Origin of the sequence: Wenxinia marina DSM 24838 (assembly GCF_000379485.1) — a bacterium.
Classification (GTDB): Bacteria; Pseudomonadota; Alphaproteobacteria; order Rhodobacterales; family Rhodobacteraceae; genus Wenxinia; species Wenxinia marina.
Window position 1 is genome coordinate 31132 of the sequence record NZ_KB902316.1, and the last position, 16914, is coordinate 48045.

A 16914-nucleotide genomic window follows, 5' to 3' on the forward strand; every position below is an offset into this window, starting at 1 on the left:
GGCCTCAGCGCCCTGCGCGGCGGGCGAGACGCCGCTCCAGCTGCACCAGCGCGTCGTAGATCAGCACCGCGAACAGCCCCACGATCAGCCCGCCCTGCAGCACGTAGGCGGTGTTGCTGGTCAGCAGGCCCGCGATGATGACCTCGCCCAGCGTCCGCGCCGCCACGGTCGAGCCGATGGTCGCGGTCCCCAGCGAGATGACGACCGACAGCCGGATCCCCGTCAGGATCACCGGCAGGGCGAGCGGCAGCTCCACCCGCAGCAGCCGCTGCCACCGGCCGAGGCCGATGCCGCGCGCCGCCTCCATCGTGGTCGGCGGCAGGGTGGTGAGCGCGGTGACGGAGTTCTCGAAGATCGGCAGGAGACCGTAGAGGAACAAGGCCACCAGCGTCGGCCCCGCGCCGAAGCCGAGCGCCGGCACCGCCAGCGCCAGAACCGCGACCGGCGGGAACGTCTGGCCCATGTTGGTGATCGTGCGCGACAGCGGCCGGAACGCCGCCCCTGCCGGCCGGGTCACCAGGATCGCCAGCGTCACCGCGACCAGAGTCGCAGCCAGCGTCGCCGCCGCCACGAGGCCGAGATGGCTGAGCGACAGCGACAGGAGCGAGCTGCGCTCGTAGATCACCGGCGCGCCCTGCGGCGCCAGCGGCGCAAAGACCGGCGCGAACCAGCGGGGACGCAGCACCAGCGCCAGCAGCAGGATCACCAGCGCCGGCCGCAGGATCGTTCCGATCCTCACGCGTGCAGCTCCGCCCGCGCCCGGATCGCGTCCAGCGTCACACGCCCCGCCGCCGCCCCGTCCCGTGTCACCGGGACCGCGGTCCGGCCGGTCCACAGGCACGCCGACAGGGCGTCCCGGAGGCTCGCGTCGGCCGGCAGCGCCTCGCCGTCGGCGGCGCCGTCCTCGACGACCTCCGCCACCGGCACCAGCGACAGAAGGCGCATCGGCCGCTCCACCTCGCCCACCATGTCGGCGACGAAGGACGTGGCGGGCCGGGCGATGATCTCGGCCGGCGGGGCGTACTGGACCAGCTTGCCGCCATCCATCACCGCGACCATGTCGCCGAGGCGGATCGCCTCGTCCATGTCGTGGGTAACCAGCATGATGGTCGAGCCGAGCGCCTTCTGGATGCGGCGAAGGTCGTCCTGCGCCCGCGCCCGGATGATCGGGTCGAGCGCGCCGAACGGCTCGTCCATGAGCAGGAGGTCCGGCCGCGACGCCAGCGCCCGCGCGACGCCGACCCGCTGCTGCTGACCGCCCGACAGCTCGCCCGGGTAGCGGTCGCGGAACTGGTCCGGTTCCATCGAGAACAGCTCCAGCAGCTCGTCCACGCGGGCGCGGATCCTGTCCTTCGGCCAGCCCAGCAGCTCGGGCACCGCGCCGATGTTGCGGCCGACGGTGTGGTGCGGGAACAGGCCGTGGCCCTGGATCGCGTAGCCGATCCGCCGCCGCAGAAGGTGAGGCTTGGTCGCCAGCGTGGAGTCGCCGTTGATCCGCACCTCGCCCGAGGTCGGCTCCTCCAGACGGTTGATCATCCGCAGCAGCGTCGTCTTGCCCGAGCCGGACGTGCCGACGATGCAGGTGATGGTCCCGCTCTCGGCGGTCAGGCTCACGGCGTCCACCGCGGCGGTGTCGCCATACATCTTGGTGATGCGGTCGATCTCGATCATGCGCCTCCCTCCGGCGTCGGGCGGGCCAGCTCCACCAGGATGTCCATGACGATGGCCGAGACCAGCGCCAGCGCCACCGTCGGCAGCGCGCCGAGGAGGATCAGGTCGGTCGCCGTCTGATTCAGCCCCTGGAACACGAACGTGCCGAAGCCGCCGCCGCCGATCAGGCCCGCGATCACGGCGAGGCCGATGTTCTGCACCAGCACGATGCGCAGGCCGGTCAGGATCACCGGCAGGCCGAGCGGCAGCTCGACCTTCCACAGGCGCTGGCCCGGCGTCATGCCCATGCCCCGCGCCGCCTCGATCGCCGCAGGCGGCGCGGAGTCGAGGCCCGCGACGGTGTTTCCGACGACCGGCAGCAGCGCGTAGAGGACGAGCGCGAGGAAGGCGGGGGCGAAGCCGATGCCGGCGATGCCGATCGCCTGCGCGCCGGGCACGCTGTCGCCGACCCAGCCGAGGATCGGGATCATGATCCCGAACATGGCGAGCGACGGGATCGTCTGCAGGAAGCTGAGGATCGGCAGCGTCGTGCCGCGCAGGCTCGCCCGGCGGTGGCACAGGATGCCCAACGGGAAGCCGATCGCAGCCGCCACGGCGAGCGAGCCGAAGGACAGCGCCAGGTGCCGCATGGCGGCATCGGCGAAGGCGGCCCGGCGGCTGGCATATTCCTGCAGAATCGACAGCGGCGACAGCGCCCCCGACCACAGGATCACCGCCAGCGCCCCCAGCACCGCGGCGAGGAGCGCCCCCCGCGCCAGCGGCCCGGGCCGCATCTGCGCCAGCGCGTCCGCCATCAGGAGCATGAGGATGAGCAGCAGGCACCAGAAGCCGATCGCCGGCGAGACCCGCGCGTAGTTGCCCGCGCCCTCCAGCAGGACGGGCCCGCCCAACGCCAGCAGCCACAGCAGCCCGCCGAGGCCCAGGATCGCCCCGCCCAGCCGCACGAGCGCCCACTGCGCCGGCACGCCGAGGACGAGGCCCAGCGCCACCGCCAGGACCCCCGGCCACGTCGCCCCCGCAGAGGCGACGTTCCACGCCAGCACGCCCTCCCCCGCGACGATCCGATTCTCGGCCAGAGTCATGAACGGGACCGCGAGGGCCGCGAAGCCGAGGACGCAGAACAGCAGACCGGGCGGAGACACGCTCCGCCCGGTCAACGATGCCGTGCCGGTGGGGGTCAGTCGAGGACCCCGGCCTGAGTGAGATAGTCGCGCGCAACCGCCTCGGCCGGCTCGCCGCCGACCTGGATCCGACCGTTCAGCTGCTGCAGCGTCTGCATGTCGAGGCCGGCGAAGATCGGGTTCAGCACCTCGGGAATCGACGGATATTCCTCCAGCACCTCGGCGCGGACGATCGGCGTCGGCTCGTAGACCGGCTGGACGCCCTGGTCGTCCTCCATCACGACGAGGCCGGTGGCGCCGACGCCGCCGTCGGTGCCGTAGACCATTGCCGCGTTCACGCCCGACGTGCCGCGCGCCGCCGCCTGGATCGTCGCGGCGGTGTCGCCGCCGGACAGGATCACCAGCTGGTCCTCGCCCATCTCGAAGCCGTAGGTCTCCTGCATCGCGGGCAGGACGGCGGGGGACGAGACGAACTCGGTCGAGGCGGCCAGCGTCACGTCGCCGCCGCCGGCGACCCATTCGCCGAAGTCGGACATGGTGACGAGGCCGTTCTCCTCGGCCACCGGGCCGGTGACGGCGATCGCCCAGGTGTTGTTCGCCGGCGCGCTGTCGAGCCAGGTGATGTCGTTCGCCTCGGCGTCGAGCTCGGCGGCGCGGTCATGCGCCTCGGCCGCGTTCTTCCAGACGTCGCTGTCCGCCTCGTTGAAGAAGAAGGCCGCGTTGCCGGTGTATTCGGGATAGATGTCGATCTGCCCGGCGAGGATCGCCTCGCGCACGACCTGGGTGCCGCCGAGCTGAAGCCGCCGCTCCACCGGCAGGCCCGCGTCCTCGAGGGCGAGGGCGATGATGTTGCCGAGAAGGCCACCCTCGGTGTCGATCTTGGACGAGACGGTGATGTCGGCCTGCGCCGTCGCGGCGAGGGTGCCGAACAGGCCGGCGGCGAGGATCAGTGGGGATTTCATGAGAGGACGGCTCCTGCGGAGATGACTTCGGCGCCGTGCGGCGCGGCTCGGAGGGGCAATGTAGAAGGAACCTCCCCCCGGCCAAGCCCGCGCTGTCGCACGAGTGCGGGCCCCGCCGGGCGCCTCCCCTCCCGCTACAGGCAGCCCGCCAGCGCGGTGGCGAGGTCGCGCATCATCTGCGGGTAGAGGTCGGCCCCCGGCTCCAGCCCCGACCCGAGCGGGTCCAGCACCGCCGTCCGCACCTCCGTCCCGTCCAGCACCGTCGCGACGAGGCCGGGGTTGAACTGCGGCTCGGTCAGGACGCAGTCGATCCCGGCGTCCGCCACCCGGTCGCGGATTTCGGCGATGCGCGCGGGGCCGGGTTCTGCCGCGTCCGACAGAGAGATCGCGCCCGAGGCGGGCATGTCGAAGGCGGTCTCGAAATACTGGTAGGCGTCGTGGAAAACGATGAACCCGCGGCCCCGGACCGGCGCGAGGGTGGCGTCGATGTCCGCCTCCAGCGCACTCAGCTCCTCCCGCGCCGCAGCCGCGTTCGCGGCGTAGGCCGCGGCGTTCTCCGGGTCCGCCGCCGCCAGCTGCGCCGCGATCTCGTCCACCCAGACCGCCGCGTTGGCGGGCGACAGCCAGGCATGCGGGTCGTGCCCGTGGTCGTGCTGGTCGTGCCCGTGGTCGTGGTCGTGGTCGTGGTCCTGCGCCTCGTCCTCGTGCGCCGCGTGGTCGTCCCCTTCGCCATGATCTTCGTCGCCGTGCTCGTGCTCCGCATGATCCGCCGCGCCGTGCTCGTGCGCCTCGAACGACGCGCCCTCCCGGACCTGCAACAGCGCGGTGCCGTCGACATCCTCCAGCGCCGTCACCGTCGCGTCCGCCGCGAGCGTGTCCAGCGCGTCGGTCAGCCACGGCGTGAGGTCCGGGCCCGTCCAGAAGACGAGGTCCGCCTCCTGCAGGGCGCCGGCCTCGGACGGCCTCAGGTTGTAGACGTGAGGCGAGGCGCCAGCCTGCACGATGAGGTCGGGGACGCCCACGCCCTGCATGACGCGGGACACGAGCGCGTGCACCGGCGCGATGTCGGCCACGACCCGGGGCACGTCCGCGACTGCAGCGCCCCCCAGCAGAATCGTGACCATCGACAGCGGAAGGGGGTTTCTGGACATCGGGCCGGCCTTGTGACAATATAACGTTATCGCCTTGTAGACGAGATGTGATAATATGACAAGTGCCAGTCCCGGCACCGATCCCGTCGGCTTCGACGCCCACGACCACGGTCACTGCGTCGACGCCGCTCTTGCGGCGGCCGAGGTGCAATGCGTCGATGAAGGGCTGCGCTTCACCCCCGTCCGGCGGACCGCGTTCGAGATCCTCCTGCGCGAGCACCGCGCCCTCGGCGCCTACGAGCTTCTCGACCGGCTCCGCGACGCGGGCTACGGCGCCCAGCCGCCGGTCGCCTACCGCGCGCTCGACTTCCTCGTCGCGCACGGCTTCGTCCACAAGATCGAGCGGCTGAACGCGTTCGTCGCCTGCGCCCATCCGGGCGCCTCGCATTCGCCCGCGTTCCTGATCTGCCGCCTGTGCGAAGGCGTGGCCGAGGCGCGGGCGACGCCGTCCCGCGGCAGCCTCGGCGACGCGGCCCGCGCCGCCGGCTTCACGATCGAGCGGACGGTGGTCGAGGCGGTCGGCGTCTGCCCGGCCTGCGCCGGGAAGGCCGACGCATGACCCTGCTGTCCGTCGAAGGCCTCGGCGTCCGCCACGGCGCGACCGAGGTGCTGCACGACGTCAGCCTCGCGGTGGACCGGGGCGAGATCGTGACCATCGTCGGCCCGAACGGCTCGGGCAAGACCTCGCTGTTCCGCGCCATCGTCGGCGCGGTCCCGGCCGCGTCCGGGCGGATCGTCCGGGCGCCGGGACTCGTCGTCGGCTACCTGCCGCAGCGCCTGCATGTCGACCCGGCCCTGCCGATCACGGTGGAGCGGTTCCTGCGCCTGCCGGGCGGCGCCTCCCGGGCCGACGTGACCGCCGCCCTCGCCCGCGCCGGCGTGCCCGAGATCGCGCGGCGTCAGATGTCGCAATTGTCGGGCGGACAGCTGCAGCGGGCGCTTCTGGCCCGGGCGCTGGTGGCGCGGCCCGGCCTCCTGCTGCTGGACGAGCCGACGGCCGGGCTCGACCAGCCCGGCTCCGCCGCCTTCTACCGCCTGATCGAGGAGGTGCGCCGCGAGACCGGCTGCGCCGTCCTGATGATCAGCCACGAGTTGCACGTCGTGATGGCGGCCTCGGACCGGGTGATCTGCCTCAACCGCCATGTCTGCTGCCACGGCACGCCCGAGCATGTCTCGTCCGCGCCGGAGTACCGCGCCCTCTTCGGCACCGGCACGGGCGGCGCGCTGGCGCTCTACCGGCACGACCACGACCACCACCATCACCACGCACACGATCATCACGACCACGACCACGCGCACCACCACCACGACCGTCACGCGCACGACCACCCCGAGCACGAGGCGGCGGACTGATGCTGGACGACTTCATGGCCCGCGCCACGCTGGCCGGCATCGGAGTGGCCGTCGCCGCGGCGCCCCTCGGCAGCTTCGTCGTGTGGCGGCGGATGGCCTATTTCGGCGATGCCACGGCGCATGCCGCGATCCTCGGCGTGGCCCTCGCCCTTGCGTTGCAGATCTCGATCTTCGCCGGCGCCCTCGCCGTCGCGCTGGCGATGGCGCTCACCGTCTCGGCCCTCAGCGGGCGGGGCTACACGATGGACACGCTCCTCGGCGTGCTGGCCCACTCGGCGCTGGCCTTCGGCCTGGTCGCGGTGTCGTTCCTGCCGGGGATCCGCATCGACCTGATGGCCTACCTCTTCGGCGACATCCTCGCCGTCTCGCGCACCGACCTCGCCGTGATCTGGGGCGGCGCGGCGCTCGTCGCCGGCCTGATCGGCTGGCGCTGGTCGGCGCTGCTGACCGCGACGCTGAACGAGGAGCTGGCCCACGCCAGCGGGATCGACCCCCGGCGCGAACAGCTGGTCCTGACCCTGTCCCTCGCGATCACGGTGGCGGTGGCGATCAAGGTCGTGGGGGCCCTCCTGATCGCGGCGTTGCTGATCGTGCCCGCCGCCGCGGCGCGGCCGCTGGCCCGGACGCCCGAGGGGATGGCGCTGATCGCGGCCGCCATCGGTGCCGGCTCCGCCGTCGCCGGACTGCGCGCGGCCTACGTCCTCGACACGCCGGCCGGCCCCAGCATCGTCTGCGTCGCTGCCCTCGCCTTCATGGTCACCGGCCTTCTCCGCGGCGTCCGCGCCGGCTGACCTTCAGAGGCCCGCGACCGCGGCCCGCACAACCGCGAGCCGCTCGGCGTTCGGCGGGTGGGTGCCGAGGAAGCGGTCGCCGGGATCGGGCAGCCGGAAGAAGAACTCCGACCCGCGCAGCGGGTCGTATCCCGCCCGCGCCGCGATGATCGTGCCCAGCGCGTCGGCCTCGAGCTCGAACTCGCGGCTGTAGGTGCGCGCGCCGACGGCGGCGCCCAGCTCCTGCGCGGTGCGGATCGCGTCCGAGTTGCCGCCACCCGCGCCGGCGAGCTGGCCGAACACCGCCGCGCCCAGCGTCGCGATCTCGCGCTGGCGGGCGAGATGCCCCTCGATGTGGTGCGCGGCCTCGTGGCTCATGACGAAGGCCAGCTCGTCCCGGTTCGCCGCGTCGAGGATCAGCGACAGCGTGAAGGCGATGACCGGCCGTCCGCGCCGGTCGAGGAACTGGAAGGCGTTGGGGGGGACGCCGGGCCGGTCGTCGACGACGATCTCGAAATCGCAGTTGGCCTGCGGAGAGCGCTCGCGGCAGACCGCCTCGGCGACCGGCTCCACCTGCGCCACCACGGCGACGAAGGAGCGTGCCGCCTCGCGGATCGCGGTCGGCGGCAGCGCCGGGGCCGCGTCGCCGCGCTCCTGCCCCTGCCGCGGCCCGGTGACGACGACGTCGCCGGGCGCCACGGGCTCCGGCGCGCGGGCGCAGGCGGCGAGCGTCGCGACGACGGCGAGGCACAGACAGGACGGGCGCAGGAGATGCGGGATCATTCTCGGTCCGGGTCGGGGGCGGTCCGGGTGGGTCCGGCGACCCTATCAGGATGGTGCGCCGGGGCCAGTCCCTTTCCCGTGAGGACCGGCTTGCGGGCCCCTGCCGCGGCCCCTAGGCTCGTTCCCATGTTCTCGATTGAGCACGATTTCGACGCCACCGTCATCACCCTCGTGGACGAGGGCCGCGCGCCCCTGACCGAGGACGTGACGGTCAACGCCTTCGAGGATTGCGTGACGGTGGAGCAGCTGGACACGCGCACCGACCAGGTCGTCCGGATCACCCTGTCGCTGGCGCAGGTCCGCGACCTCGGCGCGGCGCTGAACCTGCCCGAGGGGATCTACCGCCTGCGGCCCGCCAAGGGCTGAGCCCGGCGGCCGCTCACTCCACCCGGAACACCTTTGACCGAGATGCCGCTCCCCTGACGAGGGTCAGCCGGGACGGCGCGATCCCCAGCGCCCGCGCCAGCGCCTTGCGGACCGCCTCTGTCGCGCGGCCGTCCTCCGGCGGCTCGGTCACCCGGACCGTCACGAGATCGCCCGCGACCTCCACCCCGGGACGGCGCGCCCGCGGCACGGCGCGCACCGCGATCTGCGCCCCCGGCACCGCCAGCGCCGACAGGTCCGGTCCGCCCTTCACTTGTGCCTCCGCCGCCGGTCCCCCATGGTCCGCCGGACCCTGCCAGAGGAGACGCCGCATGAGCACCGGATTCTTCACCGACGAGCGGTGCTTCTGGCACGGCGGCGGCAACTATGCCGGCAACCTGCCGGTCGGCGGTTTCGTCCAGCCGCTCGCCGCCGGCGGTCTGCCGGAAGGGCCGGAGGCGAAGCGGCGGCTGAAGAACCTTCTCGAAGTGTCGGGCCTGATGGCGGAATTGCAGGTCCGGGGCGGCGCCGAAGCGAGCCGCGAGGATCTGCTGCGCGTCCATCCCGCCGCCTACCTCGACCGGTTCAAGGAGATGTCGGACGCCGGCGGCGGCGAGATCGGACTGCGCGCGCCCTTCGGCCAGGGCGGCTACGAGATCGCGGCCGTGTCCGCCCGGCTGGCGTCGGCGGCGCTCGCCGCGGTGATGCGGGGCGACCTGACGAACGCCTACGCGCTGTCGCGCCCGCCGGGGCACCATTGCCTGCCCGACTGGCCCAACGGCTTCTGCCTTCTGAACAACATCGGCGTCGCCATCCGCGCCGCGCAGGCGGCCGGCCTCGGCCGGCGGTTCGCCGTCCTCGACTGGGACGTCCACCACGGCAACGGGACCGAGGCGGTCTTCATCGACGACGCCGACGTCCTCGCCGTCTCACTCCACCAGGAGCGGAACTATCCCCTCGACACCGGCGGCTTCGACGTGCGGGGCGAGGGCGCGGGACGCGGCGCCAACCTGAACATCCCCCTGCCTCCCGGCACCGGCCATGCCGGCTACATGGCGGCGATGGAGCGGCTCGCCCTGCCCGCCATCCGCGCCCACCGGCCCGACGCCATCGTCGTCGCCTGCGGCTACGATTCCGGCCTCAACGACCCGCTCGGACGGATGCTGGCGACCGCCGAGACGTTCCGCGCCATGACGCGGGCCGTGAAGGCACTGGCCGACGATGTCTGCGGCGGGCGGCTGATCCTCGTCCACGAGGGCGGCTATGCCGAGACCTACGTCCCGTTCTGCGGCCACGCCGCGATCGAGGCGCTGTCGGCCACCGCGATCCGCGTCCCCGACCCGTTCGCCGACGCCTTCGCGCGGCGCCAGCCGGGGCCGGCGTTCGATCGGTTCGTGGAAGAGTGGATCGGCGGGATGGAGCAGGCCCTCGCCGGCGGCGCCTGAGGCGCTACTCGGCGGCCATGCCGGAATTGTAGCCGTAGGTCTTCCAGTCCGGCTTGTAGTCGGCGTCGGCCTGGTTGCCCCACACCGTCCAGCCCTCGCGCACGCCGCGGCCGAACAGTTCCAGGTACGGGCCCCAGGAGCAGTCCTCGATCAGGCCGTACTGCTCGTCCGGCTTGCGCGAATGCTCGCGCTTGCGGGTGGCGATCATGTTCACCTGCCGCCGGCCCGGCGGCAGGGTCCGCACGTCGCGGCCGCGGGTGCCGAAGAGCAGGATCTCGGTCACGTTGCGGAAGTAGAAGCCGACCCCCCGCCCGTCCGAGCCGCCGTCCTTGCGGACCTTGTGCCAGACGATGTTCGACTTGTACTCGAATCCCCAGGCCGACAGCACGGCCAGCCCCTCGGGCAGCAGTGCGTTCGGCACCCAGAGGTAGCAGTGCGCCCGGTCCTCCAGATGGTCGGCGACCGGCAGGGCGCAGATCTCGTCCAGCGTAAGGGTCGGATAACGGGCGAGGCGCTTGTGCTCGGGCGCGACCTTGCCGGTGCGGTTGGTGAAGCGCCACGGCGGATCGGCCATGACGCAGCCGAACCGGCGCCCGTCCAGGAAATCCCGCAGATCTTGTGACGGACCCGTGCCCATATCCAACATCATGCGGTCCTCCGCCCGGGGCCGCAAGTCGGCGCGGCGCCTTTTCCACAGGAATGTTCACCGGAACATTGAGCGAACAAGCCTTAACGGAGGGTTGCGCCCCGGGTCAATCCTCGAGGTGGTCCTTCTTCTTGTCGTCGATCAGCCCCCGCTCCTCTTCCTTGCGGGCGCGGAACCGCTCGCCGTAGCCGGCGATCTCGTCCTCGGGGATGACCTCTTTAGCGCGGGCGAAGATCTCGTCCTCTTCCTCGTCGATATGATGCTCGTAGTCGTGGCGCAGCTGCTTGAACTTTTCCAGCCAGGCGGGGCTGTCCATCTCGGTGTCGTTGATCTCTTCGAGGAGGTCGTCCAACTCGGCATGCTCCTCGACCGAATGGCGGGCCGAGTCCTGCCCCCAGGTCTTGGACATCAGCTTGGAGTAGAACGTCTCCTCCTCCGCGGCGGCGTGGCTCTTCACGTCCTCGTAGAAGGTGCGCCACGCCTCGGCTCGCTCCTCCGAGGCGCCGGAGGTATCGGCGATCCGCGCCAGCAGCTCGCGGTGGGTGTCGTGGTCCGCCTTGATCGTGGCATAGATGTCGGCCATCGCCCTCGTCTCCGTCTGGTCCTGCCGGGGCTACGTTCCTGCGGTCAGGCGGGTTCCGGCCGGTCGGTTCGCCGGCCGGCTCGCGATGGCGCCGGGCGGGCCCTATATTCGGCTCGAGCAGCGCCGGACCCGTCATGTCACCCCCTTTCGACCCCGAACTCGCCGTCGTCCGGTTCGGCACCGGCCTGTCGCCCCGACATCCGCCCCCGGCGGACGCCGATGCGATGCTGCGCCGGCTCTCCGGCCCCGACGTGATCGCCGCGCGCCTGCCGATCCCGGTCTTCGCGGCCCAGACGCCGACGGTCGCCGAGCTGCGGGCGCTGAACCGCGCCCGCCGCGCCGCCGGCAGCGAAGGCGCGGCGCAGGAGGCGTACGACACCGCCCGCCGGGCCGCCGGCGCTGCGGCCGACCGGCAGCTGATGACCCTGCTCGCCCGCGCCGCGGCGACGCCCGACGGCCTGCGCGAGCGGCTGGCGTGGTTCTGGGCGGACCACTTCGCGCTCCAGCCGCGCAACGGCTTCACCCGGCACATGGTGGAGCCTTTCGTCGAAGAGGCGATCCGCCCCCACCTCGCCGGCCGCTTCGGCGCGATGCTGACGGCGGCGGTGACGCATCCCCTGATGCTCGACTACCTCGACCAGAGCCGGTCGGTCGGGCCCGACAGCCGCCTTGGCCGCCGCACCGGCCGCGGCCTGAACGAGAACCTCGCCCGCGAGGTGCTGGAGCTGCACACGATCGGCGTCGGCGGCCCCTACGACCAGACCGACGTGCGCCAGTTCGCCGAGCTGCTGACGGGGCTCGTCTGGAACCAGGACGCCGGGACCGAATTCCGCCGCAACATGGCCGAGCCCGGAGCCGAGACCGTGCTGGGCCGGGTCTACGGCCCGCAGCCGTCGCTCGCCGGGGTGACCGCGGCGCTGGAGGCGCTGGCCGTCCATCCGGCGACGGCCCGGCACGTCTCGCGCAAGCTGGCGGTTCATTTCGTCGCCCCCGAGCCGTCCGACGCGCTCGTGGCGGCGATGGCGGGGACGTGGGACGAGACGGGCGGCGACCTCGGCGCGGTGGTGTCCGCGCTCCTCGCCCACCCGGACGCCTGGGTCCTCGAGCGGCGCAAGGTGCGGCGCCCCGTGGAGTTCGTCGCGGCGGCCCTGCGCGCCCTCGATCTGCCGGCGGACCGGCTTCTCGCCCTGTCGCAGCGGGACGTCCGGCGCTTCGCCCGCACTCCGATGGCGGCGATGGGACAGAGCTGGGGCCGGCCGCCCGGACCGGACGGCTGGGCCGAGGACGAGGCCGACTGGGTGACGCCCCAGGGCCTCGCCGCGCGGATCGACTGGGCGATGCGGGTGCCGGTGCACCTGACCCAGGCGCTGCCGGACCCGCGGGAGTTCGCGCCGGTGGCGCTGGGATCGGCGCTGTCGCCCGAAGTATCCTTCGCCGCCGAGGCGGCCGAGAGCGTGCCCGAAGGAATCGGCCTCGTCCTCGCCTCCGCCGCGTTCCAGAGGAGATGACAATGTCCTCCCGTCCGCCCGCGAGCCCGTCCCGCCGCCGCTTCCTCGCCGGGGGTCTCGCCCTCGGCTGCTCGGCCGCCGCCTCGCCCCTCGTCACGCCGATCGCGCTGGCCAGCGCGCCGTGGGACAACCGGCTCGTCGTGGTGATCCTGCGCGGCGCGATGGACGGCCTCGACGCCATCCGCCCGGTCGGCGACCCGGACTACGCGGCGCTGGGGCGCGAGGTCGAGGACGGCCCGCCCGGCGACGGCTTCTGGGCGCGGCACCCCGCGCTCGCCCCGCTCGACCCGCTGTGGGCGGCGGGCGAGATGGCGGCGGCGCATGCCGTCTCGACGCCCTATCGCGACCGGCGCAGCCACTTCGACGGGCAGGACCTGCTGGAGGCGGGGGGGACCGACCTCGGCCCCGCGAGCGCGCGGTCGGGCTGGTTGAACCGGCTGATCGAGACGGTGCCCGGGACCACCGCCGAGATCGCCTACGCCGTCGGGCGCGAGCGGATGGCGATCCTCGACGGGCCCGCCGCCGCCGCCCGCTGGTCGCCGGACGCCCGGCTCGCCCTGTCGCCCGCGACCCAGCAGCTTCTCGAACTGGTCCAGCACGAGGACCCGGCCTTCCGCGACGCAAGCCGCGAGGCGATCGCGATCGCCGCCGAGGTGGCCGGGCAGGAGGCGCCGGAGGCGGGCGAAGATCGCCGCGGCGCCCACGTCCAGCTTGCCCGCTTCGCGGCCGGGCGCCTGCGGGCCGAGACCCGGATCGCCAGCTTCTCGCTGAGCGGCTGGGACACCCATGCCCGGCAGTCGCAGGGGATCGGCGTCGCCCTCGGCCGGCTCGCCGACGTGGTGCTGACCCTGCGCGAGGGACTGGGGCCGGTGTGGGAGAAGACGGCGGTCCTGTGCGTGACCGAGTTCGGCCGCACCGCGCGCCTCAACGGCTCTGGCGGGAGCGATCACGGGACCGGCGGCGCGATGCTGCTGGCCGGCGGCGCGCTGCGTGGCGGCCGGGTGGTCGCGGACTGGCCGGGCCTGTCCGAGGCCGCGCTCTACGACCGGCGCGACCTGATGCCGACGCGGGACGTCCGCGCCCATGCCGGCTGGGTCATGCGCGGCCTCTTCGGCCTGGACGCCGGGACGGTGGAGAGCGCCGTTTTTCCGGGCCTCGACCTCGGCCCCGATCCGCGCTGGACGCTGTGAACCGCCGTCAGAGCGGCCCCTGACCCGCGACCCGGCTGTCGACCAGCCGCGTGAGGTGCGCCAGGTCCCGTGCCCGCGCCCCGTCGCCCGGCGCGCCGCGGGCGACCGCCTCCGCCGCCTCGGCCATCGCCGTGTCGCCGGCGCTCAGCGCGACGCTCGTCAGAAACTGCGTCAGGTAGGCCACCGTCCCGTCGCCGGGCACGGCGTCGCCGGCATGCAGGGTTTCGGCGACGTGCATCAGGTCGTCGCGGTAGGCGACGAGGTCGGGATGCACCTCGTCGTCGCTGACGAGCCGGGGCCCGCCCCCCGGCGCCGGTGGCAGGTGGTCGAGGATCGCCGCCTGGAACGCCGCCAGGCGCTCCACCGGCTTGGGCAGGAACCCGTCCGCGCCGGCGGCGGCGACCGAGCGCGCCTCGTCCGCGTCGCCCGAGGTGGCCAGGATCACCGGCACCCGCGGCCGCGCACGGTCGAGTTCGGCGATCAGTTCGGCGCCGCTCCCGTCGGGCAGGCCGATGTCCACGATGACCACCGAGGGACGGTAGACCCGCAGGTGCCGCCGCGCGGAGCCGAGGCTGTCGGCCCGCCGGATCCGCGCCCCCGACCGCAGGCACAGAAGCCGGAACCCGTCCGAGGCGAAGCGGCTGTCCTCCACCAGCAGGACGGTCAGCCCTGCCAGCGGGCGCTCGCCGGTGGCCGGTCGCGAGATCAGGAAATCGTCGAGCGTATCCATCGAGTCGTCCTCCGTGGCTCGGGACTCACCTCAGCAGAACAGAATGAACGCCTCCTTAACGACGCCGCCGGCCGCGAAGTGTCGCACCCACCCGCGGTTGCAGGGCGATACGCTTCGCGCCATACCGTCGCCACGTCCGGCAGGAGTCCGCCCATGATCGGCCGCCTCAACCACGTCGCCATCGCCGTCCCCGACCTCGGAGCTGCCGCGGCGCAGTACCGCGACACGCTGGGCGCCGTCGTCGGCCCGCCCCAGGACGAGCCCGATCACGGCGTTACGGTGATCTTCATCACCCTGCCCAACACCAAGATCGAACTGCTGCATCCGCTGGGCGCGGACTCCCCGATCCGCGGCTTCCTCGACAAGAACCCGTCGGGCGGCATCCACCACATCTGCTACGAGGTGGACGACATCCTCGCCGCCCGCGACCGGCTCGCCGCGGCGGGCGCGCGCGTCCTCGGCAGCGGCGAGCCGAGGACCGGCGCCCACGGCAAGCCGGTCCTGTTCCTGCACCCCAAGGACTTCACCGGCACCCTGATCGAACTGGAGCAGGCATGACCATCACCGCCGCCTTCGTCCTCTACGCCGTGATCTGGTTCATGACGTTCTTCATCGTCCTGCCCCTGCGCCTGACGACCCAGGGCGAGACGGGAGAGGTCGTGCCCGGCACCCACCGCTCGGCCCCGGCCGACGCGCAGATCGGCCGCAAGGCGAAGGTCACGACCCTGTGGGCCACGGGGCTGTGGATCCTGATCGGCGGTTTCATCCTGTCGGGCGTCGTGACCGTGCGCGACATCGACTGGTTCGAGGTGATGGATCCGCCCCGCTCCGTCATCGACTGACGGAACCTGCGCCGCCGCCCGCCGTTGCCCCCGCCAGCGCATCGCGGAGGTTCTGATGGCGGAGCGGACCTACCACGGCACCTGTCACTGCGGACGCGTCGCGTTCGAGCTGCGGATGGATCCGCTCGCCACGCAGCTGCGCAAGTGCAACTGCAGCTACTGCATGAAAGCGGGGTACAAGAAGGCGCTGATGCCCTTCGACACGCTCACGATCACGCGCGGCGCGGCCTCCCTCGGCACCTACCACGCCGACCCCAGCGCTTGGCCGCCGGGCACGATCGACCATTACTTCTGCCCGTCCTGCGGCGTGCAGACCTTCAGCCGGGGCGAGCTGGACGAGATGGGCGGAGAGTTCTGGGCGGTGAACCTCGCCTGCCTCGACGACCTGCCTGCGGCGAGTCTCGGGGCGATGGAGGTGGTCTACGAGGACGGCCGCAACGACCGGCAGGACCGGGCGCCGGAGATCACCGCCTACCTCTGACCGGCCGCGACGCGGTGGTAGAGGTGGGTGAAGGTCGCGGCGCCGAGCACCGGGATCACGAGGTTCACCAGCGGCACCGACAGCGGCACGCACATCAGACATCCGGCCAGCCAGATCTGGCCGAGGTGCCGGCGACGGAGCGCAGCGGCCCCCGCCCGCCCTTCGCGGCGCATCGCGGCGACCTGGAAATATTCCCTCCCGAGCAGAAATCCGTTCAGCGCGTAGAAGATCGGCACCGCGAGGAACGGGACGAACGCGTACAGCAGGAACGCGGCCACGTTCGCCCCGATCAGGATGCCGAGGAAGTTCACCGTGTCCTTCGCCGCCTCCAGGAACGAGACGCGCGGCGGCACCGGCAGGTTCGGGTAATGCGCGTCCTCCACCGCCTGCGCCACGTCGTCGAGGAACAGTGACGTGATGGCCGAGGCGACGGGGATCATCAGGAACATCGACAGGACGCCCATGAACAGGAGCGACCCCCAGCTGAGGAGGTCCCCCAGCCACGTCACCTGCCCCACCACCGGCAACTCCAGCCCGCCCGGATCGACCCACTCGATCAGCCACAGCAGCCCCGCATAGGCGAGGACCAGCAGCGCGACCGTCAGCCCGATGCCCAGCCACAGGACCCGGCGGAAGCGGGGATCGCCCAGCTGCGCCAGCGCGCGGGCGAAGTCGGCGAAGATCACCGGTCCATCCAGGTCGTGAGCGCGGCGACGTCCGGCCGGGGCCGGTCCGGCGGCGCGTGCTTTTCGGTGCCGATGTGGATCAGGCCCGCGACGCTCTCGCCCGGCGCGAGGCCCAGCTCGGCCTCGCAGAAGTCCGGGTCGTGCACGGGCCAGCCGCTCAGCCAGTTCGCGCCCCAGCCGGAGGCGAGCGCGGCGTTCAGCAGCGCCAGGCAGACCGCTCCGGCGGAATAGGTCTGCTCGATCGGCGGCACCTTGTCCGACGGCTTGGGGCTGGCGATCACGGCGACGACGAGATCGGCGTCGCGGAACTGCGCGACCGACTTCGCCGTGCGCTCCTCGTCGATGCCGAGGGCGGCGGCGCGGCCGGGGACCGCGGCGGCCAGCCGCTCCAGCGCGGGCCGGGTCAGCACCACGAAGCGCCAGGGCTCCAGCTTGCCGTGGTCGGGGCTGCGCGCCGCGGCGGTGAGCATCACGGTCAGCTCGTCCCGGTCCGGCACCGGCGGCGTCAGGATCTTGGCCGGGCGCGAGCGCCGGGTCAGCAGGAAGTCGAGGGCTGCGTCGTTGCGGGGCATGGGCGGTCCTTCTGCGGTCGCGGGCCTAGATAGGCCGGCCGGCCCCCAGGGACAATC

At 72.8% G+C, this 16914-nt stretch carries 22 protein-coding genes; 10 read left to right on the forward strand and 12 right to left on the reverse strand.

The features are described from left to right. Positions 1–4 precede the first annotated feature (4 nt). The 5 genes from A37W_RS0119945 to A37W_RS0119965 all read right to left on the reverse strand — a co-directional run bounded on the left by A37W_RS0119945 (position 5) and on the right by A37W_RS0119965 (position 4905). Positions 5–739 (reverse strand): ABC transporter permease, encoded by a 735-nt coding sequence (locus A37W_RS0119945; RefSeq protein WP_018304822.1) that lies wholly within the window; start codon positions 737–739, stop codon positions 5–7. Next, positions 736–1671 (reverse strand): ABC transporter ATP-binding protein, encoded by a 936-nt coding sequence (locus A37W_RS0119950; RefSeq protein WP_018304823.1) that lies wholly within the window; start codon positions 1669–1671, stop codon positions 736–738. The genes A37W_RS0119945 and A37W_RS0119950 overlap by 4 nt, the downstream gene beginning before the upstream one ends. Beyond that, positions 1668–2813 (reverse strand): ABC transporter permease, encoded by a 1146-nt coding sequence (locus A37W_RS0119955; protein ID WP_018304824.1) that lies wholly within the window; start codon positions 2811–2813, stop codon positions 1668–1670. The genes A37W_RS0119950 and A37W_RS0119955 overlap by 4 nt, the downstream gene beginning before the upstream one ends. Before the next feature lie 35 nt (positions 2814–2848). After that, positions 2849–3754: a glycine betaine ABC transporter substrate-binding protein OsmF gene (gene osmF, locus A37W_RS0119960; protein ID WP_018304825.1), complete on the reverse strand. Its 906-nt coding sequence runs from the start codon at positions 3752–3754 to the stop codon at positions 2849–2851. A 134-nt stretch (positions 3755–3888) separates the two neighbouring features. Further along, positions 3889–4905, reverse strand: coding sequence for a zinc ABC transporter substrate-binding protein (locus A37W_RS0119965; RefSeq protein ID WP_018304826.1), 1017 nt, complete (start codon positions 4903–4905; stop codon positions 3889–3891). A 55-nt stretch (positions 4906–4960) separates the two neighbouring features. Between A37W_RS0119965 and A37W_RS0119970 the strand changes: the two genes are divergently transcribed. The 3 genes from A37W_RS0119970 to A37W_RS0119980 are packed head-to-tail and all read left to right on the forward strand — an operon-like array spanning position 4961 to position 7049. Then, on the forward strand, positions 4961–5464 hold the full coding sequence (locus tag A37W_RS0119970; protein ID WP_018304827.1) for a helix-turn-helix domain-containing protein: 504 nt from the start codon (positions 4961–4963) through the stop codon (positions 5462–5464). Then, positions 5461–6258 carry a metal ABC transporter ATP-binding protein gene (locus A37W_RS0119975; RefSeq protein ID WP_018304828.1) on the forward strand — a complete coding sequence of 266 codons (798 nt, stop codon included), beginning with the start codon at positions 5461–5463 and terminating at the stop codon, positions 6256–6258. Before A37W_RS0119970 ends, A37W_RS0119975 begins: the two co-directional genes overlap by 4 nt. Continuing rightward, the gene (locus tag A37W_RS0119980; RefSeq protein WP_018304829.1) at positions 6258–7049 is read left to right on the forward strand and encodes a metal ABC transporter permease; all 792 of its coding nucleotides are present in this window, start codon (positions 6258–6260) and stop codon (positions 7047–7049) included. Before A37W_RS0119975 ends, A37W_RS0119980 begins: the two co-directional genes overlap by 1 nt. 3 nt (positions 7050–7052) lie before the next feature. On the opposite strand, the gene A37W_RS0119985 is transcribed toward A37W_RS0119980, so the two are convergent. Continuing rightward, entirely contained in the window at positions 7053–7811 is a 759-nt protein-coding gene (locus tag A37W_RS0119985; protein WP_018304830.1) for a M48 family metallopeptidase, read from the reverse strand. 126 nt (positions 7812–7937) lie between these two features. On the opposite strand from A37W_RS0119985, the gene A37W_RS0119990 reads away from it, so the two are divergent. Further along, positions 7938–8177, forward strand: coding sequence for a DUF8831 family protein (locus A37W_RS0119990; RefSeq protein WP_018304831.1), 240 nt, complete (start codon positions 7938–7940; stop codon positions 8175–8177). A gap of 13 nt (positions 8178–8190) precedes the next feature. On the opposite strand, the gene A37W_RS0119995 is transcribed toward A37W_RS0119990, so the two are convergent. Beyond that, positions 8191–8448 (reverse strand): DUF167 domain-containing protein, encoded by a 258-nt coding sequence (locus A37W_RS0119995; protein ID WP_018304832.1) that lies wholly within the window; start codon positions 8446–8448, stop codon positions 8191–8193. Between the two features lie 58 nt (positions 8449–8506). Here A37W_RS0119995 and A37W_RS0120000 point away from each other — a divergent pair, with 58 nt between their 5' ends. After that, complete coding sequence (locus A37W_RS0120000) at positions 8507–9619, forward strand: class II histone deacetylase (RefSeq protein WP_018304833.1); 1113 nt, start codon at positions 8507–8509, stop codon at positions 9617–9619. A gap of 4 nt (positions 9620–9623) precedes the next feature. Here A37W_RS0120000 and A37W_RS0120005 read toward each other — a convergent pair whose 3' ends face one another. Both A37W_RS0120005 and A37W_RS0120010 read right to left on the reverse strand, forming a co-directional pair. Beyond that, positions 9624–10256 (reverse strand): MT-A70 family methyltransferase, encoded by a 633-nt coding sequence (locus tag A37W_RS0120005; protein ID WP_018304834.1) that lies wholly within the window; start codon positions 10254–10256, stop codon positions 9624–9626. Between the two features lie 115 nt (positions 10257–10371). Further along, positions 10372–10848 carry a hemerythrin domain-containing protein gene (locus tag A37W_RS0120010; RefSeq protein ID WP_018304835.1) on the reverse strand — a complete coding sequence of 159 codons (477 nt, stop codon included), beginning with the start codon at positions 10846–10848 and terminating at the stop codon, positions 10372–10374. Positions 10849–10982: 134 nt separating this feature from the next. Between A37W_RS0120010 and A37W_RS0120015 the strand changes: the two genes are divergently transcribed. After that, on the forward strand, positions 10983–12356 hold the full coding sequence (locus tag A37W_RS0120015; RefSeq protein WP_018304836.1) for a DUF1800 domain-containing protein: 1374 nt from the start codon (positions 10983–10985) through the stop codon (positions 12354–12356). A gap of 2 nt (positions 12357–12358) precedes the next feature. Then, positions 12359–13546 carry a DUF1501 domain-containing protein gene (locus A37W_RS0120020; RefSeq protein WP_018304837.1) on the forward strand — a complete coding sequence of 396 codons (1188 nt, stop codon included), beginning with the start codon at positions 12359–12361 and terminating at the stop codon, positions 13544–13546. Positions 13547–13553: 7 nt separating this feature from the next. Here the strand turns inward: A37W_RS0120020 and A37W_RS0120025 are convergent, their stop codons facing one another. Continuing rightward, positions 13554–14276, reverse strand: coding sequence for a response regulator (locus A37W_RS0120025; RefSeq protein ID WP_018304838.1), 723 nt, complete (start codon positions 14274–14276; stop codon positions 13554–13556). Positions 14277–14429: 153 nt separating this feature from the next. Here A37W_RS0120025 and mce point away from each other — a divergent pair, with 153 nt between their 5' ends. From mce to A37W_RS0120040, 3 genes are read left to right on the forward strand one after another with little or no spacing between them, the layout of a single operon-like run. Next, a complete protein-coding gene (gene mce / locus A37W_RS0120030; protein WP_018304839.1) occupies positions 14430–14834 on the forward strand; it encodes a methylmalonyl-CoA epimerase in 405 nt (134 codons plus the stop codon). Next, a complete protein-coding gene (locus tag A37W_RS0120035; protein ID WP_018304840.1) occupies positions 14831–15118 on the forward strand; it encodes a DUF1467 family protein in 288 nt (95 codons plus the stop codon). The genes mce and A37W_RS0120035 overlap by 4 nt, the downstream gene beginning before the upstream one ends. A 55-nt stretch (positions 15119–15173) precedes the next feature. Next, positions 15174–15599, forward strand: a complete 426-nt coding sequence (locus A37W_RS0120040) for a GFA family protein (RefSeq protein ID WP_018304841.1) — start codon at positions 15174–15176, stop codon at positions 15597–15599. Here the strand turns inward: A37W_RS0120040 and A37W_RS0120045 are convergent. Both A37W_RS0120045 and A37W_RS0120050 read right to left on the reverse strand, forming a co-directional pair. Next, a complete protein-coding gene (locus A37W_RS0120045) occupies positions 15590–16285 on the reverse strand; it encodes an EI24 domain-containing protein (protein ID WP_018304842.1) in 696 nt (231 codons plus the stop codon). The genes A37W_RS0120040 and A37W_RS0120045 overlap by 10 nt on opposite strands. Beyond that, on the reverse strand, positions 16282–16857 hold the full coding sequence (locus A37W_RS0120050) for a nitroreductase family protein (RefSeq protein ID WP_018304843.1): 576 nt from the start codon (positions 16855–16857) through the stop codon (positions 16282–16284). Before A37W_RS0120050 ends, A37W_RS0120045 begins: the two co-directional genes overlap by 4 nt. Between the last annotated feature and the right edge of the window lie 57 nt (positions 16858–16914).